Source organism: Aestuariivivens insulae (assembly GCF_022662195.1).
Classification (GTDB): Bacteria; Bacteroidota; Bacteroidia; order Flavobacteriales; family Flavobacteriaceae; genus Aestuariivivens; species Aestuariivivens insulae.
This window is the reverse complement of sequence record NZ_JAKMCS010000025.1, coordinates 1-20,803: the sequence shown is the minus strand read 5'-3', so window position 1 is coordinate 20,803 and position 20,803 is coordinate 1. Positions and strand designations below refer to the sequence as shown.

Here is a 20,803-nt window from a genome sequence, read left to right as displayed (position 1 = left end):
AACTCCACTGCCTTTTGTTTAAATTCTAAAGTGTAATGTTTGGGTTTACTTCTCATAATTGCTAAGTTAATAACTAGCAAGCATATTCTCTCATCTTTATGTCCAGTCTAATATAGGAAGTCCAACAATTGACTTATCGTTGTGAATTTATAAACGGAAAGAAAAACGGAATGGAATATTGCCTGAATGAAAAAGGAATTGAAACAAAAAAAGAATATCGAAACGGAAAAAAAATAAAATAACTATTGCCAACAAAGTATATAAAAAATTGCTAGTTGTAGCTAAACCAAAGTTAGTTGCTCGTTTGCTAGCTTCTGATTATCCTTCGGAAAATCCTCGTACACAAACACGCAACATTTCATATACATAAACGTTGTGGTTAATGTAAAAAAAACGAACTGAATTGATATTTGGAACATTGAAATACGAAAAATATGCGGACAAAATTTGTCAAAAGCTAACTGAATTTCAAAACGAATTCAGAGCCGAATATAACCTTGACAATTATGAAAATTGGTTCTATAATCAATCCAGCGAAACATTAAGACTCTATTCAGACGACAAAGAAATTTATTTCAAATACATACCTGTTGGAACTTTTTCTCAAAAGACAAATACTTGGATGTGGGCTTGGGCAAACGAACATTCTGTTGAACCGAGAAAATTCAAGACTTTAAAAGTTAAGGAATTTGGAGAAAAGAAAAAATATGAAAACCTGACCAGCGCACATTTTGACGGAGATAAATACACAGGTTGGGAATTGACTTCTATTGCTTTCGACATAATTGGCGGAATTGGAACTTATCGAGTAATTTCTGACCAATTAGAGAAATACTTTTTACTCACAGACCAAATCTCAAAAGAAGAAGTTGAGAAAATAGAAAGCGAATTAATTGAATGCGGAATTCACGGAAAATTAAGAAAAGCATTTATATGTCAACATTTGAATAATCAAACCAAAACAGGATTTGAAGAAGCATTTGAGACATATCGTGGAATGGAATTAGACGAGGAAGACGATTTTCAAGCTTGGTGCTCTGAATGCGAAAAAGAACGACTTAAAACAGACGGTTGGAATGACGAATCAATGGAATTTGCAAACATTAAATTGGTCTGCGAAAACTGCTATTTTGAGATAAAGGAATTTAATTTAAACGAATAAAAACACTAACCACAACAATGGCTATAAGTAATTGCTTGTTCTCGCCTAATTCTGAAAATCCGCTAGGATTTTCAGTTTGGTGTGTACTTGAAAAGTTAAGTGCTAACCCACGCAACTACTCATAGCCGAGACCGTTGTAGCACATTTTGACCAATCAATGAACAGACTATTAATCGTCATATTTTTTGCCTTTAATTTTTCCTTTGGACAAACGATTCAACACGAACCAAGAAAATTATTTGTAGCGACTTTAAACGTTCCTCAAAACAAAAGGAATAGCAATGACGCATTTACAGAGTTTGCATTAGAGAACAACCTAAAACAACTTCTTTGCTTTAGAGATGGACAAATTTCATCCGACATCAACTTTGACAAAAACGGAAACGTTATCACCATAATTGAGAATGATAACACAATTATCAACAAAAGCGATTATGAATACGATGAAAAAGGGCGAGTTATCAAAACATCACATTATTCGCCAAATGGAGATTTTAAATATGGCTATGAATATGAATACTTGGAAGACACCAAACTGACTTATGAAAATCCTGGAAGAATACTTAAAAACAAAGACGTTTTTATAAAGGACAAAAACCAAAAGATTTCCATCGATTACGGAACCGACAAAGAAATTGTTTCTAAAGAAATAGAAATATTTAATGTAAATGGAGAATTAAAACAAAAACAGGAATTTTCCAAAGACAGATTAAACCGAGAATTCATCTATTATTCAAAAGATGGAGAAAAATACGAGGACGAAGTATTTTACCCGGAAAACGGAGAAAAAATTATCGAAACAATAAAAATATTGGACAATGATGTGATTGACAATAATGGGAACACAATCACTAATTATTCTGGCGATTTTAAAGTATCCGAACACAGTTACAACTCTGCAAACCAATTAATCTCATCTGACTTTTATTCAACGAAAAATGGACATTGGAAAAATGAAACTTACGAATATAAGAATGATACGATTTTAAGAAATAAGTCAGAAAATTACATTTTAAAAGGCAAAATAAAATCGTACCAATTCATTTACAATAACGTCGGATTTTTAGAAAAAGTAATTAAAATTGACGGAACTGAAAAAGAAATATTTGAGTATAAATATCAACTGAACGAAAAATAAAAACGTGCTACAACAACGTATAAAATTAATTGCTTGTTACGAGCCTGCTTACGAAAATCCTCGCTGATTTTCTATTCGGTTTGTACTTGCTAAATTCGTTGCTTAACCACGCAACTAATCTTATACAAAACCGTTGGCGTGCATGTAAAATGTGCAGAACATTAATCATATTTATAACTATTATTATAATCTGTGGATGCGGAAAAAATTACAATTCAAAAAATATGACCGAAAATCAAACTGACGAATATTTTGAAATAATTTACAAACCAAAATCTTCAATATTCTCTGGCGATTATTTGAAAATAATTCCGTCTGACCCAAATTTTGAACCAACAAAAGAGCAACAGAAAATAATAATCAATCATTTAGCAAAAGAATACCCAAACAATGAAATAAAATCGACATTATCTAAAAATGTTGAATTTATTGACTCTGGAGGAAATTTTGATTCTGTTAAATGCAATCTTTGTGGAAAGAACATTGAAATTGAGGACTGGCAAAACGATATGGACAGAGCTTATCAAAATTCATTTAGCAATTTGACTTTTCAAACCTTGTGCTGCCAAAAAGAAACATCTCTAAATGAGTTGGAATATAATATGCCCTGTGGTTTTTCGAAATACCAAATTGAGATTATAAATCCTGGAATTGAAAATATTGAACAAATCGGATTAATAAAAAACATCGAATCTATTATTGATAAAAAAATAAAATTGATTTGGGCACATTATTAGAAATAAAACACGACACGCCAACACCGTATATAATTTATTGCTAGTTCTAGCCTACTTACGAAAATCCTCGCGGATTTTCTATTCGGTTTGTATTTGCTAAATTAGGTGCTTAAAACACGCAACAAACCATATACAAACACGTTACCTGCAAGCTGAAAAAACCATGTTTCAAGACACAATAACGCTAAAAAACCGACATCTGAAATTTGTAAAAACAGTTTCCAATAGCGGAATTATTTACGGTTTGAAAAGTAAAAATGGATTTGCAACATCAAGGTCAACTCAATTTGAGGATGACGATGGAAATCCAATCAGAATGATATGCTTTTGGGCGGAAAAAGTACTAGCGCAATCTTGTGCACAAGACGAATGGAAAGAATATATAGTGACCGAAATTCCATTAGCTGAATTCATGGAAAACTGGTGTATTGGAATGGCTAATGATGGACTAGTAATCGGAACACAGTTTGACCAAAATTTGTTCGGGCATGAAGTTGAACCACTGGATTTAATTTTGGAATTGACAGCTGAATTGAAATCAAACGGAAAGGATTTGACCTTTAAAAAATTTAATGAAATTGACGACTTGGAAAAACATATAAAAGAAATAACAGAATAAAAAAGCCAGCAGGTAACATTGGCTATAAGTAATTGCTTGTCCTTGCCTACTTCTGAAAATCCTTGCGGATTTTCAGTTTGGTGTGTACTTGCAAAGTTAAGTGCTAACCCACGCAACTACTCATAGCCGAGACGTTGTGCATAATATGAAAAAAACATTGCGAATAATATTATTAATTGGAATTCTGACCTTTGCATATTCTTGCGGAGCGCAGAAAAACTCTGAATCTGACTCAAATTCAGAATTACCGAAAGAATTTTTCCAACGCTGGAAATTAGATTACGGAATGGTGAACGGAGAAAAAATAAGCGGACTTCCAAAATCACCAAATAATGACTACGAATTCAAACTAAATGGAAAATATCTTCTTTACAACGAGGATGAAACTTTTATGACTGGAACGTGGGAATATAATAGCGAAGAAAAAATTGTATATACAAAACGTGACAACGGAGAATTAAATGGAAAAATAGCAGATATAAAAACTGAAAGCATAACACTAATTCCTGCTGGAAAAGCTGTTGAGGGAACGCCATTTGAAAACTTTAGATTTTACTATGTTCCGAAAAGCGAATAAAAAATACTATGCACAACACCGGCTATAGTTCATTGCTTCTGACTTTCCTCGCGGAAAGTCCTCGCAAATTTGCTATCTTCGGTTTTTGGCGGAAAATCCTCGCGGATTTTCACGCAACGAAACCATAGCCAAACACGTTGGCACACATTTAAGAAATGACATTAGTAATTGGACGAATAACTCAAGGTATTTTAAGAATAGATAGTGATTCAAAAATTACTAATCCGAAAATAGCCTCTAATCGAAATAGTATTTTTTCTGGGTTATTAAAAACAATTATTCTACACCCATGGCTTTGCGTTTCATATGCAGGAGGAGTCGACACAGCTCAAGAAGCAATAGAACAAATTTATAAACAAAAGGAATTGACTATTGACAAAATTAAAAAGTTGCTCCTTGAAATTAATAAACAATCTAATTACGATACAGACTTTTTGATTGGTTCTTTAGAAAACCAGCCCTTACTTTATAAAATATCAAATGGAGAAATCAATCCGTCAAATCAAAATCATTGGATTGGAGATAGCCTTGGATTCAACGCCTTTCAAAGAAATTTTGTTTCAAATTTAAAAAGCACTGAACCAAAACACATATTGGATGTTCACTCAAAAGCATTTGAAAATGTTATTTCAAGTGGGGAAATAGAAAGTATTGGCGGATTTCATATTACGGTACATACAACTAAAAATGGACTTGAATATTTAATGAAAATGACATTGTCCATTGGACAACCAACTTCATTCACAGTTAAAGCTAACCAAGCAGTTCCAATTCCTTTTGGAGATGCAACAACTGGTGCTTTTTCTTATAGCTATTTAATATCAAGTGACCCTTTTCATCCTGCAATCGGAATACATTTTCCGATGGGCAATTTTGGAACTTTATATTATCCTCGCCTGACAAGAGAAATTTTGATATTAAAAAATGTAAATCCTTTCGAGTTTGCAAAACGAGTAAAAGAAGACTTTAAAATAGATTTAACTGGAATGGTTAAAAACGGAGATTATATGACAATGATTTAAATAAAAAAACGTGTGCCAACACCGGCTATAGTTCATTGCTTCTGACTTTCCTTGCGGAAAGTCCTCGCAAATTTGCTATCTTCGGTTTACGGCGGAAAATCCTAGCGGATTTTCACGCAACGAAACCATAGCCAAACACGTTGTAAAACATTTGACCAAACCCACAAACTGAATGAAAATTACTTGGAATGATTTAAAAGTTGATTTCAATCATATTGACCAAAACCGACTGACCGAAAGTTGGAGTTGGTTAATTGGAGCGGATAAAAAACCAATTTTAATGTCAAGTATTGGAGATTTATTTCTTACCGACAAAAACGGAGTATGTTATTGGCTGAACGTTGGAGAAGGAATTATTGAAAAAGTTGCTGACAATGTTGACGAATTTAAAGCCAAACTAAAAGACAATGAACATGTCGATGAATGGTTTTTAATCGGACTTGTAGAAAAGCTAAAAGAAAGCGGACTTGAATTAACCGAAAAACATCTTTACGGATATAAAAAATTACCAGTTTTAGGAGGAGAATATGAACCAGATAATTTTGAATTAACGGACATTGAAGTTCATTTCGAATTAAGTGGACAAATTCATAAACAGATTAAAGATTTACCAGACGGAACAAAAGTTAATATAAAAACAACTGAATAAAAAACGTTTTACAACAATGGCTATAAGTAATTGCTTGTTCTCGTCTACTTCTGAAAATCCTTGCGGATTTTCAGTTTGGTGTGTACTTGCAAAGTTAACCGCTAAACTACGCAACTACTCATAGCCGAGACGTTGTGCGTCATTAGGACAAACCCAATAAATCAAGTGAAATCCTAAACAAATTGAATCTACTTTGAAAATATTTGAAATAAATGCAATATATATATTGCATCTTGCAATTTAAGTGTTACATTTGTCATATGGAAAATATAAAAATCAAATTGGCACGAGTAGAAAAGGGTTTGTCGCAACAAGACCTTGCTGATTTGGTTGATGCTACCCGACAAACAATAGGATTGATTGAAAAAGGAAAATATAACCCGTCACTAAATCTATGTGTTAAAATTGCAAAATCATTAGATAGGACTTTAAACGATTTATTTTGGTATGAAGACAAAAAATAAAAAACCCTTCTTAAATATGGACGAAAGAAACAAGCAAGTTGCTTATAAAGTAATAGTCGTTATGTATTTTCTTACAATTATTGCAATGCAAGGAATTGTAATATATAGGCAGTTTGCTCTTGGACAAGAAATAGGTGATTTTGAAGATATTGCAATCATTATGACAATAAACTCTCTATTTCTAATTAGTGCCTTATTATATTTTGGGGCAATTCAGATTAGAAGATTAAGTATAAAGAGCATCTTGTTAATTTATGTTGTATTTATAGTTCTCGGTAGTTTATTTACATATGCTAAATATAACATTTTTCAAAGCCCAGGGTTATCATTTGAAAAATTGTTTGATAAATTAATAATTGTTATATCTATCATCGGACTAATAATGGGATTTTGGATTCTTCTTTCATACTTGGGCAAGAAACGACTTGAAAAGGAAATTGAGTAATAAAAATATTAAGGAGTTACTATGAGAAGCAAACTGGAACTATATAAAAGATTTATTTTTATCGGTATAATAGTTATAGCATTAGGTGTCACATTTTCAACTACATTGAAAGAATCTGTTGGCTCATTAGGAACTGTTCTTATTGCAGTTGGTGGGCTATTTTTCATAATTGGAATGAGCAAGAAACGTAAAGAAGATGAACGAAAAAATAAATAACGAACGCACAACAATGTATATAAAAAATAGGTGAAGCAGTGCTAAATTCAAAGCTTTTGGCTCGTATCAAACTTTGTGCTTAACCGAAAGTTAAGTGCTTCAAAACCGCCTACTTTTCATATACTAACCGTTACCACCAATTTGAAAACAGAACTACAGAAGAATAATATTAACTGGATTTTCGGACTGATATTCCTAATATTTGGAATCGGATTAATTTATCACAGTTTAACGGATTTCTTTAAATATAATTTTACGACAGTTCTATTTATTGTAATGCGTTCGAATTCAAGCATTATAGCGGAATTTATATTTGGAATTTTAACTATGTTTTCTGGTATTCTGATTTTTTTAAATAGCAAAAAATGGTTGACTTTAATAAAAATATTAGCGATTGGAATAATTGCAAATTTAGTATTCGCATTGTCGTTAAGAATTACAGATTATATTTTTAATTGGGAATTGTTAGCGGAATTAGCGATTAGGATAATAATTGGATTCGGAATTTATAAACTGACCAAATACCTGACTCGAATAAATCAATCGGAATGGAATTTAAGAGAGGAAAAACTGAATTTTGTAATCGGAATTGTAATTGGACTATTTCCTTATTTATTCCGCAATATATTTTTTTAATCGGACAAAAAAACTGGTGGTAACACCGTATATAAAAAATTGCTATTTTTAGCTAAACCAATGTTAGTTGCACGTTTGCTAGCTTCTGATTTTCCTTCGGAAAATCCTCGCTCACAAACACGCAACTTTTCATATACATAAACGTTGTAAGTAATGCTGAAAAAACATTGTGCTTGAATGAAAAACATAGTTCTGATTTCTTGTGTCAGTAAAAAACTGAACAGAAAAACCACAGCGGAAAAGATTTATACAAGTTCACTTTTCAAAAAGAATTTGACCTATGCAAAGTCATTAAATCCAACTGGAATTTTTATACTTTCAGCAAAACACGGACTTCTAAAATTGACAGACGAAATCGAACCTTATGACAAAACGCTGAATAAAATGAATGTCAGCGAAAGAAAAGAATGGTCAAAAATAGTTGTAAATCAGCTAAAGTCTGTGGCGGATTTGAAAAATGACCAGTTCACTTTTTTGGCAGGCGACAAATACCGAAAGTATCTGTTGACTGAATTAGAACACATAATTATTCCAATGCAAGGATTAAAAATTGGAGAACAATTACAATGGTTAACAAAACAGAATAATAAATGAATATTTGCAATGAAATCCATCAGATTTTCAATGGTTTAAAAGAATACAAGTTTCCATTTGACTCAAAAGAAATACCAAAAAACGGAATTTACATCCTATTCGAGAAAGGCGAGAATTTTAATGGATTAAAGCGAATTGTTAGAGTTGGAACACACACAGGTCAAAATCAATTACAATCAAGATTAAAACAGCATTTTGTTAAAGAAAATAAAGACCGTAGCATTTTTAGAAAAAACATAGGTCGAGCTTTATTAAATGCGGACAATGATAGTTTTTTGGAGCAATGGCAGTTAGACTTGACAAGTAGAGCAAATAAAGAAAAGAATGCTGGAAAAGTGGACTTTGAGAAACTTAAAAACGTTGAGAAAAGAGTAACGGAATATATTCAAAACAACTTTTCATTTTCGGTTTTTGAGGTTTTAGAAAAGGAACAAAGATTAAGAATCGAATCTCGAATCATATCTACAGTTTCAAATTGTGCTGACTGTAAACCAAGTAAAAGCTGGTTAGGATTATCATCGCCAAAACAGAAAATAATAGACAGCGGATTATGGTTAGTGAATGAATTATGGAAACAACCACTATCTGAAAATGAATTGAACGAATTAAAAGAAATGGTAAAAAGCACTACTTACAACAATGTATAACCGCAATTACGGCGGATTCGACTACGTCCGAATCCACTCGGAATTGCTAACGCCAGTGCTAAACCGAAAATTAACGCATATTAACCCGTAACTGACGGTTATACGAGCCGTTGTATGCCATTGCGGAAAAGCCAACCGCACATTAAGCACATTTGGTTTTTGCCATCACACAATCCAACACTGAAAAACCAAAAGAGCTTAATCTTCCCACCGCTCCCAATAGTTACGATTTTGACTTTCTTCTTTGCGGGTACATGACTTGTTGCTCTTTGAATTGACCAATTTCTTCTCTAAGCGTTTGATTGATATTCTGGATTAAGTCATTTTGGACTTTCATAATTCTTAATAAATCGTGCATTGCGTTTAAATTATCTAACTGCTTATAAACAATCGCTTCTAAATCGGCTTTGGTATATCTTCGGCTCATAATGTATTTTTTAAAAAGTATTCTTTAGACTTTCTAAACAAATCTATTAATAATCTATCAAAATTCAAAATAAAACTTTAGAAATTCTATATTTTTCTTTAACAGAGTTATATTTATCTCAACAAATTCGAAAGATTTATGACTTCTTTAGGACTTTATTTGACTAAAAAATCCGTGAATAGAGCAATGGTTTCGAGACGAACTGGAATCAGTCAGGCACGCTTGTCTCAACTAAGCTCGAATGAATCGACCAAACTCAGAGCAGATGAATTGTATTTGATTGCATTGGCAATTGACATCTCCCCTGGAGAAATGTTTGAAGAGATTTTTAAAGAACTGAAATTGGAAAACGAATAGACTATGCTTTCAAAAGAAATACAAAATAAAGTTCAGAACTTATGGGATCGTCTTTGGTCGTCTGGATTTGCAAATCCTATATCAGCAATAGAACAGATTTCCTATTTGTTATTCATGAAACGATTGGAAAATTTCAATTCTTCGGTTGATGATAATTATAAATGGAGTAATTACAGTAAACTTAAAAATGACAAGGAATTAGTTGGTAGAGTTAAAAATGTCTTTCAGTTCATTAAAACTGAATTAAGTAAGGAAGATGAACCATTTGCTCAAGCAATGTCTAACGCTTCATTTGACATAGATAACCCAAACTTGCTTAGGAATGCCATTGAATTTATCGATTCAATATACGAGGATATCGATAATGAAATAAAAAACAAGAATCAGCACTTTCATGATATACAAGGGGATGTTTATGAGCATCTTTTAAAACACACATCTGAAGCTGGTAAAAATGGACAATTTCGTACTCCACGACATATCATACATATGATGGCGGCATTGCTTAATCCAGATTTAGATGGTAAAATATTGGATTTAGCATCTGGTTCAGGAGGTTTTTTGGTTGGAGCTTTTCAGCACCTAATCACCAAGTATTCTAAATCTGTTAAACCAGATGATGATGGTTTAATGAAAGGAACAGACGGAAGTAAACTAACCAAAAACCAAAGAAAGAAATTAGAGGAAGAGACTTTCTACGGTTTTGATATTGACCGAACTATGGTTCGTATTGGTGTGATGAATTTAATGATGCACGGCATCTCAAAACCTCACATTATTTACTTAGATTCTCTATCTACTGCTTACGAAAAATGGGAAGCCGATCGTCTATCCATTACCTTAAATATAAAAGACAAAAGTTCTTTAGCAAATCCAGCTTTGCAAGGACAGTTTAAGTACATAATAGCAAACCCTCCATTTACAGGAAAAATTGATAGTCCAAGAGTAAGCGAAAATTTAGATCGTATTTACCCGCCTGCGTATGAAGATAGAGAAGAAACTAAACGCAAAAAGCAGACGGTTCAGTCCGAGTTGCTATTCTTAGAAAGGATGGTTTACATGTTAGAGGAAGGGGGACGAGCTGCTGTTATTGTTCCGGAAGGAGTTCTGTTTAACTCAGGAAAAGCACACAAAGCTGTTCGTGAAATCCTAATGACTGACTGTAATTTGGATGGTGTAATCTCCATGCCGAGTGGTGTTTTCCAGCCTTATACTGGGGTAAAAACTTCTATCCTATTATTCACAAAACGTAAATGGAAAAACGGTTCTGACAAACCACAAAACACAAAGGTATGGTTCTATGGAATGGATTCAGATGGTTACACCTTGGACTCCAACAGAAAGAGATTAAAAGAATCTCCTTTACCCAATGTTATAGAGCATTGGAATAATAGACAACAAGAAAATCAATCAGATAGAAAATTGATTCATTTTAGCATTCCTTTTGAAGAAATTAAGGACAATGGCTTTGAATTGAATTTCAACTTGTACAAGGACTTTGTTTATGAACCACAGGAGTTTGAACCCTCTGAAAAGATTCTAAAGAAGATCACGGAATTGGAATTAGAGATTAACCAAGGACTCGAAGAGTTAAGAAATTTCTAGTGCTATGGAGTTTGTAGAATATACTATCGGTGAGCTAGCGTTAGAAGTAAAAACTGGCAAAACACCACCTACCTCCAATCCCGAATATTTTGAGGGAGAAATTCCTTGGATTGGACCTTCAGACTTAAAGGGACAGAAACTTGCTGAAGATTCTGAAAGAAAAATTTCTGATGTCGCGTTGGAAGACAAGAAGGCGTTTTTATACCAATCAGGAACGGTCCTTATTTCTACGATAGGAGATATTGGGAAAACAGCAATTGTAAAAAAGCCCGTTGCATCTAATCAGCAATTGACAGGAATACTAGTGAATGAAGAAATCATTCTTCCTGAATTATTTTATTACTGGATTAGATTGAATAAAAGGGTTTTGGAAAACAAGGCCAATACTTCAGTATTGTCAATGCTTAATAATAAACTCATCAAACGAATTAGAGTTGTTTTCCCAAAAGACTTTGAAGATCAATACAAGGTTGTCGGTCGACTCAATAGAATCCAAGAGCTTATTGATAAGCGAGTTGAAACCATCCAATTACTTGATGAATATATACGTTCTGCTTTCTTTGAGATTTTTGGTGACCCTGTCACAAATTCTAAAGGTTTTAAACAACTTTCACTTTCACACAAAAAATTTAAGATTACATCTGGTATTACGCCAAGCAGAAAAAATGAGAGCTACTTTTCTGGAAATATTCCATGGGCAAAATCCACGGATATGAAAGGTGAAGTGATAAAGAATACTGAAGAAACAATTTCAGACTTAGCAATTCAAAAAACTAATGCAAAGATTTTTCCAAAAGATTCTGTATTAATTGCCATGTATGGACAAGGAAAAACTAGAGGCAATGTTGGTTTGTTAGATATTAACTCCTCCTGTAACCAAGCCTGTGCTGTAATTTTCCCCAATGATTTAGTTACGCCTCACTATCTATTTAGTCAATTAAAATATTCGTATGATTATCTAAGAAGTATTGGCAAAGGAGGTAATCAAAACAACCTCAGTTTAGAAACCCTAAAGCGGGTTAAAATAAATATTCCACCATCTTCTTTTCAAGAAAGATATAGTTCTTTATTTCATAAAATTCACAGTCAACAGAGAATAAACAATCAATCACTTGAAATACTCGAAATATTTTTCAAAGCTACTTTACAAAATGCCTTCAGTCCAGAAAGTCAAATAAACGAAGAGGAAGTGTTTGAGTCTCTTTTACAAACATTCACTAAAGAAGACTTAAAACAAGGTGAGCGTTTAAAACACCTTTTAAAATGGATTGATTGTAAGGAGCCTCGATTCTCTCAACTTGAATCTTATGATCTTGCTTGGGAAAGGTTAAGAGAGCTACTGGAAGATGGAAGTATTGAACAGATATTGGATGAAAATGAAATAAAACTCAAAGTTGTGGAATGAAGCTTCTAAAATTGCATATCAACTCAAAGTATGGAAGTATTAAAGAAGGCTTCAAACTTCAATTCAGAGCTCCATACGAAGATCAAATCCCTGAGCAAATAGATTGGTCAGATTTTCACCCTTTTTGTTTTGCAGGACTAAATGGAAGTGGCAAATCAAATGTTTTAGAAGTACTTGCCAATATTTTCTATCATATCGAGAGTTGTGCAAATGTCAATCAGCCTGAAAACTTTCAAGACAATTTTAAATCTGAAATCTGCAAACCCAATTCATTTGAACTGGAGTACTATATCTGTCAGGATAAGGAATACAAAATTGAGAATTTAATCAAGGTTTGTATTAGCAAGAAAGTAAAAAGTAAAAAGGAAGATGGTCTTCCGGAAATGACTTATCAACCCTTTCCTTTTGACAAGGAGCCTATACCCGTTTCAGTCGTTGCAGAAAAGTTTGCTTCCAAACCCGCACCTGCTAAACGTTATTTACCAGATTTGGTAATTGGATATTCTTCGGGTGAAAATGAAATTTTAAGTATTCCGTTTTTGAAGACTCGTCTTCTTCATTTTGACGAATACCGAGTTGCTTTAGAAAAGAAAGCAGAGTATAAAGAGCCCGAAAGCAGCTTGCTATACGTGGATTATGAAATGAGTCAGGCTGTTCTCTTAGCTAATTTATTATTTCAGAAAAAAGAAGTACTAGAACCTTTGCACAAAGAATTAGGAATTGCAGATATTATTCGTTTCCGAATGAATCTCAACCTGCACGCCCATGGAAACAAGGAAATTCTTGAACAATACAAAGAGGTTATAGATGCTTTTAAAAGGTGTGCAACAACATGCTACGAAGAGAAAGATAAACTGACTCTAGATTTTTGGATAAACTCGGCTAGTAAAGAAGCCTTTAAAATCAACTTTTCAAACAACCCTTTTAAGCTATTTCAGGCTTTCCAAATTCTTTATACCCTAAATTATCGAACTGTAAAACCTGAAATTAAATCAGATGTATATCAATCTAAAGGATTTTACACAGATGGGAAAGTACCAAATCCTGAACCTCAGGAAAAGGTGTTCTTTTTTCTCGATTATTATATCAAGAAAAAATATCCTGATTCAAAAGAAGTTGTTCCATTACTCATGAAAAATCTTTCAGACGGTGAACAGCAGTTTTTACATACTATGGGAATTTGTCTGATGCTTAAAGACAAAAGTGCTTTGTTGTTATTAGATGAGCCTGAAACGCATTTTAATCCTGATTGGCGATCAAAGTTCATCCGAACCCTAAAGAAGAGTTTAGATCACTCACAAAGCAACAATCTTATGACAGATATCCTGATTACATCTCATTCGCCTTTCATTATTTCAGACTGTTATCCTGATAAAGTAATTGCTTTTGAAAAGGATAAACAACCAATAAATGCTAGGGATATGAACTTCAGAACTTACGGTACTTCTGTTGATATCATCATGGAAAACATATTCAAAAAACGCAATACCATTGGTGATCTTTCGAGAAAAGAAATAGAAGACATCCAGAAGGAAATTGCGAAAAGAAAGAAGTTATCTGCAAAAGAAGTTCAGGAATATAAATTGCGTACAAACCACCTAGGTGATTCAATGGAAAAGATACTATTGTTCGCACGACTAAATGAATTAGAAGATACTGATGCTTAAAGTCTATAAGTCCATATCACATGACATTTACAAAGCTCATCACTTGATTGAGTATTTGGTTAATGAGGTATGGAGTAAGGCGGATAACAAACAATGTAAAAGCAAACTGGATGATGAGCTAAAAGCCTTATACGAAAATCAACCTTGGTTTCAAGAGCAAGTTAAGGCTATTTACAAAGTTTGTAAATCACTAGCAAGTCAGGAAAAAGAGGATTTTAAAAAAGCGTTTGCTCATAACAATAAGATTGAAGAACTCTGTGATGGAACAATTACTCCAATAGCACTGAGCACTTTAAATAAAGACTTAGTTAAAGTAGTAAAACCATTCTTCAAAGAATTATACACCAAATTTTTAGGTTGGAAAGCAATTCGGGATACATATGGAGAAAAGAAAACCTACTATGATGAATTGAACTTGATAAATGGTTTTGTTGATTGCCCTTGCTGTGGTTTCGGGGACTTAAAGACAATCTACTCAAAAGGGAGGTCAGCATTTGACCATTACCTTCCACAAAAACATTATCCCTTTTCTTCAACGAATTTTAACAATCTGGTTCCAATCTGTACAACTTGCAATTCAGATGAAAAAGGAGAAGTAGATGTACTGAAGGAGGGCAAGCCTGTTTATTTCCCCTTTGCTAAAACTCATCCAAGTATTGAAGTAACTGTTAGTGTGGACAAAAAAGCTCTAAAAAAACTGATTGAACCAACGGATAGTTTAAAAAGAAAAATCACTAAATCAGAAATAAAAGTAGATTTTAATTTGAAAGATGATAAAACTGAATCGTGGGATAGAATATTTGACATCAAATCAAGATACTTTGAAAGAATTAGCAGTAATAGAATTGGTTGGTTTACTAAAGTTGACAAACATTACAGAAAGTATAAAGAAAAGATTAATGATTACTCAGTAGAAAATGCCTTTGATGACGTAATAGAGGATGATTCTGATGATCAATTGGGCTTCTTAAAAGCACCTTATTTAGAAAGTTTAAAATCTAATAGGCATTTAGTAAAAGCGATTGGAGAGGTGGCGGGAAGTTCGAAAATTAATGATTAGCCAACGCAAGTTCAAGCACATTGCAATCCTCGTTCCTGCGGTTGCAAAGAGCTTTCTCGCCAACGCTAAAAACGAAATGAATAAATTAAAAACGGCATACAACAAGGTATAAAATGCATAGCCACCCTGCGGGATGGCTACGACATCTTATACAGAACGTTGTGCGTAAGCTAAAAAAACAAAAGTCAGACCTTTAAATTAATGGAAAGAAAAGATAATTTGGACATTTTAATAAAAAAAGAATTTGACGAATTATACTCTGAATTAAATACCGATAAAAAAAAATACCTCAATCCCAAAACAATTAAAAATATCATTTTCCATTTAATTGATAATCCTGAAGTAAACCCTAAAAAAAATAAAAAATTACAAGAACTTGGAGAAATTCGGATGAAGAAAAAACTATTAGATTATTTCAAAGCATTTAGAAATACCGAAATAGATGAACATTCTGCTTCTGACTTGTTTAAAGGCTACTTAAGTAAAATTGGCGGATTTATGAGTGAATATTACGGATTTTCAGGAAATGGTGGAAAACTGATAATTCTGACTATATTAATCATATTAACTATTGGAATTATTCTAGATACTATCTGCTATATTTTTAATTTGATTCCAGTCTTTACAATTTTATTTTTATTACTATTTACAATTCGAATGATATTAAAATTTAAACATAAAAAGGTTTATGGATTATTCTATTGAAAAAAGCCTACGCACAACAATATATAACCGCAATTACGGCGGATTCGACTACGTCCGAATCCACTCGGAATTGCTAAAGTCAGTGCTTAATCTGAAAATAATTACTAATTTAACCCGTAACTGACGGTTATACGAACCGTTGGCTTTAATGCTGACAAAAGTCCGTTCTAAGCCCAAAGTTTCGGCTGAATTTCGAATCGCTGAAATCTGATTTTAAACAAAACTTTACACGGACTTTTAGCCACTTACGGAACTTAACATCTGAACACGGTAAATATTTTCGAGAACTTTTAACCTGTTATGGATTTAAAAATATATATCGGATTTTATCACTCAATCGGAATTAAAACGACTGACCTCTCTCTTGCGAAAATCTGACTTTGAAATTTATTCCGAGAAAAACGACAGAAAAAAAGCACTAAAAGCCAACACCGTATATAAAAAATTGCTAGTTTTAGCTAAACCAAAGTTAGTTGCTCGTTTGTTAGCTTCTGATTTTCCTTCGGAAAATCCTCGCTCCCAAACACGCAACATTTCATATACATAAACGTTAGCATTCATTGCGGAACCCACTCAAATCCAACAAAATTGGAATTAAATAGCGAAATCTAAAACTGAATTTTACTCGGACTTTTCCAGTCGAACTCTAAATAAAAACACATCGGATTTTTAGCAAGTTTATGGAATAAAAAAACATCTGACTGACCAAAGTAAAACGCAAATGTTGCGACGGATTAATATGCAGAACGGAAAAATACGCAACGCAATTTTACTGACTCAAAATCGGAATATAAAACGGACTTAGAATAAATTACGCGGAATTTAAAACAACGAAATGCTAACATTGTATAAAAATAATGCGTAAGTTTATTCCTTAATCTAAAGGTTAGTGCCCTTTTGGTCACTCTGATTTTCCTACGGAAAATCCTCGGACGCAAAACCGCACTATTCTTATACGAACCGTTGCCATTAATACTGAAACAACCGACGAACTGAATGATAAACAAATTTTTAAACGCTAAACATTGGCAGTTATTTACCCTAATGTTCGGAATTCCAATTTTCTTACAAATAGTTACTATGATATCAATGTTTGCGAATATTGACTCAAACGGAAATCCTGACCAAACTGGAATGCTGAATATGATGAAAATATTTCCGATTATAATGACCCTTTATGTTGGACTATTTTTTGGCTGGTTTTGGTCTATTGGAATTGGATTACAGAAATATATCCCGACTGACATAAATATGAAAATTAAAAAATTTAAAATATTCTTCTTTATTCCTCTGAGTTATATTCTTTTCCTGTTAGTAATAATCGGAACTACATTTTACGGAATTTCATCTGGAAGTAATGCTGTCGGCGGAATTGTTGGAAAAATGTTATTTGTTGTTATTCCAATGCATCTATTTTCAATGTTCTGTATATTCTATCTACTATATTTCGTATCGAAAACTATCAAAACGACTGAATTAAAACGACCTGTAACTTTTAGTGATTTTATTGGAGATTTTTTTATGATTTGGTTCTTTCCAATCGGAATTTGGTTTATACAACCGAGAATAAATAAAATAGCATCTGAAAAAAGTACTAATGGCAACACCGTGTATAATTAATGGCTGGTTCGAGCTTACTTACGAAAATCCTCGCGGATTTTCTATTAGGTTTGTATTTGCTAAATTAGTTGCTTAAACACGCCACTAATCATACACAAACACGTTACCCTTAATTGCTCCTGAAAAACAATAACCATCTGAAAAAAAATTTATAAATTAGAAAATATTAAAATTATACTTTTACTACAATGGAAACGAAAAAAAAATGGTACAACAGATATATATTAGGTTATTTATTGATTTTTTTTCCTCCACTTGGACTTTATGGGATTTATAAAAGTGAAACTGTCCCTTTAAAATGGAAAAAGGTAACTTACGCTGCTTTTGCTTTAGCAATGATTGGTCTTATAGTAATGTATTCAATTTAACTTCAAGTTTTCAAGTTATAATTATTGTCTACAAACATTTACTTACAAATCAAAAACAAAAAAGGCATCAAACCGATTTGAAGGATTGAAAAAGTAACACTTGAGAAATTACATCGGAATTTTATCTAGCTCGAATTTCAAATTAACAAATTGAATGTTAAATGCTAAGTTAACAACAACTTTTAAAGGAAAACGTGACGCAAAAAAGGGTAACAACGTATATAAAAAATTGCTAGTTTTAGCTTAACCAAAGTTAGTTGCCCGTTTGCTAGCTTCTGATTTTCCTTCGGAAAATCCTCGCACACAAACACGCAACTTTCCATATACAAACCGTTACCTGCAAGCTGAAAAAATGACAGAAACAGAATTGAAAACAGAAAACAATACAAAAGACATTAAATTGTATTCCTCGAAAGCAATAAGTGGAGCAACATTCTTAGGTGGACCACTTGCAGCAGGGTATTTAATTGGAGAAAATTTTAAAGCACTAAACAAACCTGATGAAGGAAGAAAATCTTTAATATTTGGAATTATAACTACAATTATACTATTTGGTGGAATGTTTATGCTACCCGAAAAGATTATTGACCAAATTCCAAGACAATTAATTCCTCTTATTTATACAGGTATCATTTGGGGAATTGTAGAGTGGACTCAAGGTGAACCTCTTAAAGCTCATAAAGAATACGGAAATTCATTCTTTTCAGGATGGAAAGCGGCGGGAATAGGACTGATTTCATTATTAATAGTCGGAATTGGAATATTTGGTTATACTTATCTCTCGACAGACAGCGAAGTATATGAAAAGTACAATAAAGAATTTGCTAAATTTTCAAAAAACGAAACTGAAACTTTAGTCTTTTACAGTAATTTAAATTCAGGAACTAAACATTCTTTACTTAAAGAATTAGATGAAAAAACGATTCCTAGATGGAAAGAAAATATAGAGATAATTAATAAAACAAATAGATTTGAAGATTTACCTTCCGAGTTAATTAAACAAAATGAAGTTTTAATAAAATATTCAGAACTTAGAATACAAGCATTTGAATTATTCAGAAAGGGAATTAATGAAGATACGGACAAATATATACCAGAATTAAAACAAATACATTTGCAAATAGACAATGAGCTTAAGAAACTGAATTGAGAAAAGCCAGCAGGTAACACCGTATAAAAATAATGCTAAATTTATTGCTTAATCAAAGGGTAGTGCTCTTTTGGTCACTCTGATTTTCCTGCGGAAAATCCTCGGACACAAAACCGCACTATTCTTATACATCAACGTTACCACCAATTTGAAAACAGAACTACAGAAGAATAATATTAACTGGATTTTCGGACTGATATTCCTAATATTTGGAATCGGATTAATTTATCACAGTTTAACGGATTTCTTTAAATATAATTTTACGACAGTTCTATTTATTGTAATGCGTTCGAATTCAAGCATTATAGCGGAATTTATATTTGGAATTTTAACTATGTTTTCTGGTATTCTGATTTTTTTAAATAACAAAAAATGGTTGACTTTAATAAAAATATTAGCGATTGGAATAATTGCAAATTTAGTATTCGCTTTGTCGTTAAGAATTACAGAATATATTTTTAATTGGGAATTGTTAGCGGAATTAGCGATTAGGATAATAATTGGATTCGGAATTTATAAACTGACCAAATACCTGACTCGAATAAATCAATCGGAATGGAATTTAAGAGAGGAAAAACTGAATTTTGTAATCGGAATTGTAATTGGACTATTTCCTTATTTATTCCGCAATATATTTTTTTAATCGGACAAAAAAACTGGTGGTAACACCGTATATAAAAAATTGCTATTTTTAGCTAAACCAATGTTAGTTGCACGTTTACTAGCTTCTGATTTTCCTTCGGAAAATCCTCGCACACAAGCACGCAACTTTTCATATACATAAACGTTGTAAGGCATTTGAAAATCGTAACTGAATGGGAGTTTGGAACACTGAAATAAAAGGAAATGATACCACATTAGATATTTACTCTAACTTTTTCGACAAATATAATTATGGAGGAAATCAAGTTTGGGTTTCAGAAGAAATAAAAACGGAATTTGCCGACTATTTTTCAGATTCAGAAGACCGAAATAATTCATTATTCGGACTTGCATTAGCTCAATGGGAAACAAAATCTCTTGAACCAGAAATATTAAAAGAGGTAAAAGAAATTATTGATAGCGGAACCGACTTGGAATTATGGAAAAAGCTTGGTGCTGACGAAAAGACACTTAAGAAAAGAAAAACCAAGTTACAAGATTTCTTGAAATTAATCTCGACCGAAAAACCAAAAACAAAAAGAAGAGTTCGACCAAATTTTGAATTTACAACAAACGAACTTGTCCGAATTTCAACAGCTGACGGAACAAAAGAATTTAGGATAAATGAAGAATTTACAAATGGAAAATATATTCATACGAGTGGTATAATGGAATGGAATTCTGGAGGTGGAGCTGGAATATTGTACTTCAATGGAGAAGGTAAAAAAGTTTCCGCAAAATGGATTGACAACAACAATTTGGAAATTGGACTTGCAACAAAAAAATGGACTTTAAGTTGAATGACTAAGCTGCCTGTTTCTGGTTATACATATCTAATTCAAATTCTCTTATAGTTTTATTTCCTAAAAAGGAATGCCTTCTTTTATTATT

At 32.6% G+C, this 20,803-nt stretch carries 25 protein-coding genes; 24 read left to right on the top strand and 1 reads right to left on the bottom strand.

Going from position 1 to position 20,803, the window contains the following annotated elements:
- The first annotated feature begins 403 nt into the window (after positions 1-403).
- The 13 genes from MR062_RS17550 (at position 404) to MR062_RS17490 (ending at position 8,906) form a co-directional block, all read left to right on the top strand.
- A complete protein-coding gene (locus MR062_RS17550) occupies positions 404-1,162 on the top strand; it encodes a DUF6882 domain-containing protein (protein ID WP_242206731.1) in 759 nt (252 codons plus the stop codon).
- Between the two features lie 157 nt (positions 1,163-1,319).
- Positions 1,320-2,300, top strand: coding sequence for a hypothetical protein (locus MR062_RS17545; RefSeq protein WP_242206730.1), 981 nt, complete (start codon positions 1,320-1,322; stop codon positions 2,298-2,300).
- A gap of 224 nt (positions 2,301-2,524) precedes the next feature.
- The gene (locus MR062_RS17540; RefSeq protein ID WP_242206728.1) at positions 2,525-3,037 is read left to right on the top strand and encodes a hypothetical protein; all 513 of its coding nucleotides are present in this window, start codon (positions 2,525-2,527) and stop codon (positions 3,035-3,037) included.
- Positions 3,038-3,200: 163 nt separating this feature from the next.
- The gene (locus tag MR062_RS17535; RefSeq protein ID WP_242206726.1) at positions 3,201-3,656 is read left to right on the top strand and encodes a DUF2750 domain-containing protein; all 456 of its coding nucleotides are present in this window, start codon (positions 3,201-3,203) and stop codon (positions 3,654-3,656) included.
- A gap of 145 nt (positions 3,657-3,801) precedes the next feature.
- Positions 3,802-4,233, top strand: coding sequence for a hypothetical protein (locus MR062_RS17530; RefSeq protein WP_242206724.1), 432 nt, complete (start codon positions 3,802-3,804; stop codon positions 4,231-4,233).
- A 155-nt stretch (positions 4,234-4,388) separates the two neighbouring features.
- Entirely contained in the window at positions 4,389-5,255 is an 867-nt protein-coding gene (locus tag MR062_RS17525; protein WP_242206722.1) for a hypothetical protein, read from the top strand.
- Between the two features lie 172 nt (positions 5,256-5,427).
- Positions 5,428-5,904, top strand: a complete 477-nt coding sequence (locus MR062_RS17520) for a DUF1851 domain-containing protein (RefSeq protein ID WP_242206720.1) — start codon at positions 5,428-5,430, stop codon at positions 5,902-5,904.
- Between the two features lie 260 nt (positions 5,905-6,164).
- Positions 6,165-6,368 (top strand): helix-turn-helix transcriptional regulator, encoded by a 204-nt coding sequence (locus MR062_RS17515; protein WP_242206719.1) that lies wholly within the window; start codon positions 6,165-6,167, stop codon positions 6,366-6,368.
- Entirely contained in the window at positions 6,352-6,813 is a 462-nt protein-coding gene (locus MR062_RS17510) for a hypothetical protein (RefSeq protein ID WP_242206717.1), read from the top strand. The genes MR062_RS17515 and MR062_RS17510 overlap by 17 nt, the downstream gene beginning before the upstream one ends.
- A 21-nt stretch (positions 6,814-6,834) precedes the next feature.
- The gene (locus MR062_RS17505) at positions 6,835-7,029 is read left to right on the top strand and encodes a hypothetical protein (protein WP_242206715.1); all 195 of its coding nucleotides are present in this window, start codon (positions 6,835-6,837) and stop codon (positions 7,027-7,029) included.
- Between the two features lie 141 nt (positions 7,030-7,170).
- The gene (locus tag MR062_RS17500) at positions 7,171-7,665 is read left to right on the top strand and encodes a hypothetical protein (protein ID WP_242206713.1); all 495 of its coding nucleotides are present in this window, start codon (positions 7,171-7,173) and stop codon (positions 7,663-7,665) included.
- A 177-nt stretch (positions 7,666-7,842) separates the two neighbouring features.
- A complete protein-coding gene (locus tag MR062_RS17495) occupies positions 7,843-8,259 on the top strand; it encodes a DUF6884 domain-containing protein (protein ID WP_242206711.1) in 417 nt (138 codons plus the stop codon).
- Positions 8,256-8,906, top strand: a complete 651-nt coding sequence (locus MR062_RS17490) for a hypothetical protein (protein ID WP_242206709.1) — start codon at positions 8,256-8,258, stop codon at positions 8,904-8,906. The genes MR062_RS17495 and MR062_RS17490 overlap by 4 nt, the downstream gene beginning before the upstream one ends.
- Positions 8,907-9,129: 223 nt before the next feature.
- On the opposite strand, the gene MR062_RS17485 is transcribed toward MR062_RS17490, so the two are convergent.
- A complete protein-coding gene (locus tag MR062_RS17485; RefSeq protein WP_242206707.1) occupies positions 9,130-9,333 on the bottom strand; it encodes a hypothetical protein in 204 nt (67 codons plus the stop codon).
- Positions 9,334-9,471: 138 nt separating this feature from the next.
- Here MR062_RS17485 and MR062_RS17480 point away from each other — a divergent pair, with 138 nt between their 5' ends.
- The 11 genes from MR062_RS17480 to MR062_RS17430 all read left to right on the top strand — a co-directional run bounded on the left by MR062_RS17480 (position 9,472) and on the right by MR062_RS17430 (position 20,712).
- Positions 9,472-9,690 (top strand): helix-turn-helix domain-containing protein, encoded by a 219-nt coding sequence (locus MR062_RS17480; RefSeq protein WP_262916870.1) that lies wholly within the window; start codon positions 9,472-9,474, stop codon positions 9,688-9,690.
- Between the two features lie 3 nt (positions 9,691-9,693).
- The gene (locus MR062_RS17475) at positions 9,694-11,295 is read left to right on the top strand and encodes a class I SAM-dependent DNA methyltransferase (RefSeq protein ID WP_262916869.1); all 1,602 of its coding nucleotides are present in this window, start codon (positions 9,694-9,696) and stop codon (positions 11,293-11,295) included.
- Positions 11,296-11,299: 4 nt separating this feature from the next.
- Positions 11,300-12,700 carry a restriction endonuclease subunit S gene (locus tag MR062_RS17470; protein WP_242206703.1) on the top strand — a complete coding sequence of 467 codons (1,401 nt, stop codon included), beginning with the start codon at positions 11,300-11,302 and terminating at the stop codon, positions 12,698-12,700.
- Positions 12,697-14,367 (top strand): restriction system-associated AAA family ATPase, encoded by a 1,671-nt coding sequence (locus tag MR062_RS17465; RefSeq protein ID WP_242206701.1) that lies wholly within the window; start codon positions 12,697-12,699, stop codon positions 14,365-14,367. Before MR062_RS17470 ends, MR062_RS17465 begins: the two co-directional genes overlap by 4 nt.
- Positions 14,360-15,427: a hypothetical protein gene (locus tag MR062_RS17460; RefSeq protein WP_242206699.1), complete on the top strand. Its 1,068-nt coding sequence runs from the start codon at positions 14,360-14,362 to the stop codon at positions 15,425-15,427. The genes MR062_RS17465 and MR062_RS17460 overlap by 8 nt, the downstream gene beginning before the upstream one ends.
- 201 nt (positions 15,428-15,628) lie before the next feature.
- Entirely contained in the window at positions 15,629-16,132 is a 504-nt protein-coding gene (locus MR062_RS17455) for an eS6 family ribosomal protein (protein WP_242206697.1), read from the top strand.
- Between the two features lie 996 nt (positions 16,133-17,128).
- Positions 17,129-17,752: a hypothetical protein gene (locus MR062_RS17450; protein ID WP_242206696.1), complete on the top strand. Its 624-nt coding sequence runs from the start codon at positions 17,129-17,131 to the stop codon at positions 17,750-17,752.
- Between the two features lie 188 nt (positions 17,753-17,940).
- The gene (locus MR062_RS17445) at positions 17,941-18,120 is read left to right on the top strand and encodes a hypothetical protein (RefSeq protein ID WP_242206694.1); all 180 of its coding nucleotides are present in this window, start codon (positions 17,941-17,943) and stop codon (positions 18,118-18,120) included.
- A gap of 352 nt (positions 18,121-18,472) precedes the next feature.
- Entirely contained in the window at positions 18,473-19,270 is a 798-nt protein-coding gene (locus tag MR062_RS17440) for a hypothetical protein (protein ID WP_242206692.1), read from the top strand.
- A gap of 148 nt (positions 19,271-19,418) precedes the next feature.
- A complete protein-coding gene (locus tag MR062_RS17435) occupies positions 19,419-19,913 on the top strand; it encodes a hypothetical protein (protein ID WP_242206690.1) in 495 nt (164 codons plus the stop codon).
- A 172-nt stretch (positions 19,914-20,085) separates the two neighbouring features.
- Positions 20,086-20,712, top strand: coding sequence for a hypothetical protein (locus tag MR062_RS17430; RefSeq protein WP_242206688.1), 627 nt, complete (start codon positions 20,086-20,088; stop codon positions 20,710-20,712).
- Positions 20,713-20,803 lie beyond the last annotated feature (91 nt).

Bases quoted from the DNA above. Each gene is read 5' to 3' on its own strand.
- MR062_RS17520 (WP_242206720.1), top strand. From the start codon at position 5,428: ATGAAAATTACTTGGAATGATTTAAAAGTTGATTTCAATCATATTGAC.
- MR062_RS17495 (WP_242206711.1), top strand. From the start codon at position 7,843: ATGAAAAACATAGTTCTGATTTCTTGTGTCAGTAAAAAACTGAACAGA.
- MR062_RS17445 (WP_242206694.1), top strand. From the start codon at position 17,941: ATGGAAACGAAAAAAAAATGGTACAACAGATATATATTAGGTTATTTA.
- MR062_RS17490 (WP_242206709.1), top strand. From the start codon at position 8,256: ATGAATATTTGCAATGAAATCCATCAGATTTTCAATGGTTTAAAAGAA.
- MR062_RS17545 (WP_242206730.1), top strand. From the start codon at position 1,320: ATGAACAGACTATTAATCGTCATATTTTTTGCCTTTAATTTTTCCTTT.
- MR062_RS17540 (WP_242206728.1), top strand. From the start codon at position 2,525: ATGACCGAAAATCAAACTGACGAATATTTTGAAATAATTTACAAACCA.
- MR062_RS17455 (WP_242206697.1), top strand. From the start codon at position 15,629: ATGGAAAGAAAAGATAATTTGGACATTTTAATAAAAAAAGAATTTGAC.
- MR062_RS17530 (WP_242206724.1), top strand. From the start codon at position 3,802: ATGAAAAAAACATTGCGAATAATATTATTAATTGGAATTCTGACCTTT.
- MR062_RS17480 (WP_262916870.1), top strand. From the start codon at position 9,472: ATGACTTCTTTAGGACTTTATTTGACTAAAAAATCCGTGAATAGAGCA.
- MR062_RS17525 (WP_242206722.1), top strand. From the start codon at position 4,389: ATGACATTAGTAATTGGACGAATAACTCAAGGTATTTTAAGAATAGAT.
- MR062_RS17440 (WP_242206692.1), top strand. From the start codon at position 18,473: ATGACAGAAACAGAATTGAAAACAGAAAACAATACAAAAGACATTAAA.
- MR062_RS17470 (WP_242206703.1), top strand. From the start codon at position 11,300: ATGGAGTTTGTAGAATATACTATCGGTGAGCTAGCGTTAGAAGTAAAA.
- MR062_RS17465 (WP_242206701.1), top strand. From the start codon at position 12,697: ATGAAGCTTCTAAAATTGCATATCAACTCAAAGTATGGAAGTATTAAA.
- MR062_RS17535 (WP_242206726.1), top strand. From the start codon at position 3,201: ATGTTTCAAGACACAATAACGCTAAAAAACCGACATCTGAAATTTGTA.
- MR062_RS17430 (WP_242206688.1), top strand. From the start codon at position 20,086: ATGGGAGTTTGGAACACTGAAATAAAAGGAAATGATACCACATTAGAT.
- MR062_RS17510 (WP_242206717.1), top strand. From the start codon at position 6,352: ATGAAGACAAAAAATAAAAAACCCTTCTTAAATATGGACGAAAGAAAC.
- MR062_RS17460 (WP_242206699.1), top strand. From the start codon at position 14,360: ATGCTTAAAGTCTATAAGTCCATATCACATGACATTTACAAAGCTCAT.
- MR062_RS17450 (WP_242206696.1), top strand. From the start codon at position 17,129: ATGATAAACAAATTTTTAAACGCTAAACATTGGCAGTTATTTACCCTA.
- MR062_RS17515 (WP_242206719.1), top strand. From the start codon at position 6,165: ATGGAAAATATAAAAATCAAATTGGCACGAGTAGAAAAGGGTTTGTCG.
- MR062_RS17485 (WP_242206707.1), bottom strand. From the start codon at position 9,333: ATGAGCCGAAGATATACCAAAGCCGATTTAGAAGCGATTGTTTATAAG.
- MR062_RS17505 (WP_242206715.1), top strand. From the start codon at position 6,835: ATGAGAAGCAAACTGGAACTATATAAAAGATTTATTTTTATCGGTATA.
- MR062_RS17475 (WP_262916869.1), top strand. From the start codon at position 9,694: ATGCTTTCAAAAGAAATACAAAATAAAGTTCAGAACTTATGGGATCGT.